Here is a 1,666-nt window from a genome sequence, read left to right as displayed (position 1 = left end):
GCCGGGGATGATTGGTCTTCCTACAGGATTATGCAGATCAGGCCGCCCGTCCCCTCGTTCACGATACGCGTGAGGGTCTCCTGGAGCTTGGCCTGGGCGTGTTCGGGCATGCGGTACAGCTTGCTCTGCATCCCCTCCCGAACCAGCTGCTCCAGGGATTTGCCGAACAGGTGGGCCTGCCAGATCTTCTGGGGTTCGTCCTCGAACTGGACGAGGAGGCTGCGCAGGAGCTCCTCTGATTGCTTCTCCGTGCCGATCACCGGGGTGATCTCGGTGGTCACGTCCGCCCTGATGAGGTGGACGGACGGGGCACTCGCCCGCAACCTGACTCCGAAACGGTTTCCCTGACGGATGAGCTGGGGCTCGTCGAACTTCATGTCTTCGAAGCGGGGGGACACCACGCCGTAGCCGGTCTGCCACAGTTCCTGCAGTCCCTCCGCCACCTTGTCGTACTCGCGCCTGGCGTGAGCCAGCTCCTTGATAGCCCGGATGAGGTCGTGCTTGCCCTCCAGGGCGTATCCCGACATCTCGCCCAGCACGCGGTAGAACACATCTTCCCGGGCGGCTATGGCAACGGCCGCCCTGCCGCTGCCCAGCTCCAGGGCTTCCAGCGTTACATCTGCCACAAAGTCGGCTTCCCGCAGCCGGGCGATGGAGGAGTCCACGTCCCGCACGCGCCTGACCCCGGGGATGACCTCCTCCACCTTCTGGGCGAACTGGCGGTGCAGCCAGTGCTCCCGGCCCAGCTCTTCCACCCACTGGGGCAGCCTCACATTGACTTCGGTGACCGGGAACTCGTAGAGCGCCTGCTCCATGATCAGGTAGACGTCGTCCAGGTCCATGGTGGCCGCATTCACAGGCACAACCGCCACGTCGTACTCGGCCTCCAGTTCCCCGGCCAGCTCCCGGGTGGCCGGGTCGTCAGGGCGGGTGGAGTTGAGGACCACCAGGAAAGGCTTGCCCAGCTCCTTCAGTTCAGCCACCAGCCGCGCCTCCGGCCCGGCGTAGGCCGGTCGGGGCAGGTCCACGATCGAACCGTCGCTGGTTATGACCAGGGCCAGGGTGGAATGCTCGGTCACCACCTTGCGGGTACCCAGTTCGGCCGCCTCCGGGAAGGGGATGGGCTCCTCCACCCAGGGGGTTTGCACCATGCGGGGAAGCCCATCTTCCTCGTACCCCAGGGCTCCCGGGATGGGGTAACCGGGGCAGTCCACCATGCGTACCTCCATGGTGACGTTGTCCCGCAGGGTTACCTGCACAGCCTCGTCGGGGATGAACTTGGGCTCCGTGGTCATTACCAGGCGGCCGGCGCCTGCCTGGGGAAGGGCATCCACCGCTCGCTCGCGCTCGTGGAGATCCTGGATGTGGGGCAGCACCAGGAGTTCCATGAACCGCCGGATGAAGGTGGATTTCCCCGTCCGCACCGGGCCCACCCCGCCGATGTAGATCTCTCCCCCCGTGCGCTCGGCCATATCCCGCAGAATATCAAACTTCTCCATGGCCCTTTTTCCTCCCCGGCACATGATGGCAGGCTGGCGCCTTTCTCCTCCACTATATGCGTCTGCCAGTCCGGGTAGACATCCCTACCCCGGCCGGACGCCAGATCATGCGCAGGGGAGCACCTTCCCACTCAAAGGCTTCGCGCAACCTGGTTTCCAGGTATCGT

1 protein-coding gene is annotated in these 1,666 nt (G+C 65.1%); it reads right to left on the bottom strand.

The window, feature by feature from the left end; all coding sequences use genetic code 11:
• Positions 1–20: 20 nt before the first annotated feature.
• On the bottom strand, positions 21–1,499 hold the full coding sequence (spoIVA, locus tag AB1609_23235; protein ID MEW6049350.1) for a stage IV sporulation protein A: 1,479 nt from the start codon (positions 1,497–1,499) through the stop codon (positions 21–23).
• Between the last annotated feature and the right edge of the window lie 167 nt (positions 1,500–1,666).

Source organism: Bacillota bacterium, from assembly GCA_040754675.1.
Classification (GTDB): domain Bacteria; phylum Bacillota; class Limnochordia; order Limnochordales; family Geochordaceae; genus Geochorda.
Note: the sequence above shows the minus strand (reverse complement) of the source record. Positions and strands in the feature narration are given on the sequence as shown.

What these genes read in the sequence shown, in the direction of transcription:
- spoIVA (MEW6049350.1), bottom strand. Translation starts at nt 1,499, where the DNA reads ATGGAGAAGTTTGATATTCTGCGGGATATGGCCGAGCGCACGGGGGGA.